Genomic DNA, 482 nt, shown 5'->3' with positions numbered 1-482 from the left:
TCATAATGAATGTGACGGACAGGACAGCTTGAAGGAAGTTAATGCAAGAAGGATTGATCAGCTTATAGATTTAGTTGAAAAACATACAAGAACAGAGAGACATCTTGAAGAGCATTCAAATATTACTGATTTAGATGAGATTAAATATGTACTTGAACTTCAAAGACAGAGGGAGGAACAGATTAAGCATTTAAGAAATCTTATTGCATATGGTAAAGATGATGATTTTTACAAGAGGGAAGTAGAAAATATTGAAAAAAATCTAATCTATACAGAGCATTATCTTGACCATAATAAGCACAATATGGATGAATTTACCCTACAAAAAACAATTGGAAAAACAGGAGCATAGAAGAGAACAGCTTGAAAATCTAAAGCATCTGCAATAGGCCACCCGAAGTGCTGGCAACTAAAGGCAAGGGTTGCGCTCGTTGCGGGACTTAACCCAACATCTCACGACACGAGCTGACGACAACCATGCA

The 482-nt window shown here is 36.7% G+C and carries 1 protein-coding gene; it reads left to right on the top strand.

The features are described 5' to 3' along the window. Positions 1-352, top strand: a 352-nt coding sequence (locus tag TCEL_RS13735; protein WP_198010623.1) for a hypothetical protein, incomplete at its 5' end; no start/stop codon positions are given. Positions 353-482: the final 130 nt, after the last annotated feature.

Origin of the sequence: Thermobrachium celere DSM 8682 (assembly GCF_000430995.1) — a bacterium.
GTDB classification, from domain to species: Bacteria; Bacillota; Clostridia; order Clostridiales; family Caloramatoraceae; genus Thermobrachium; species Thermobrachium celere.
This window is presented reverse-complemented; position numbering and strand designations above follow the sequence as displayed.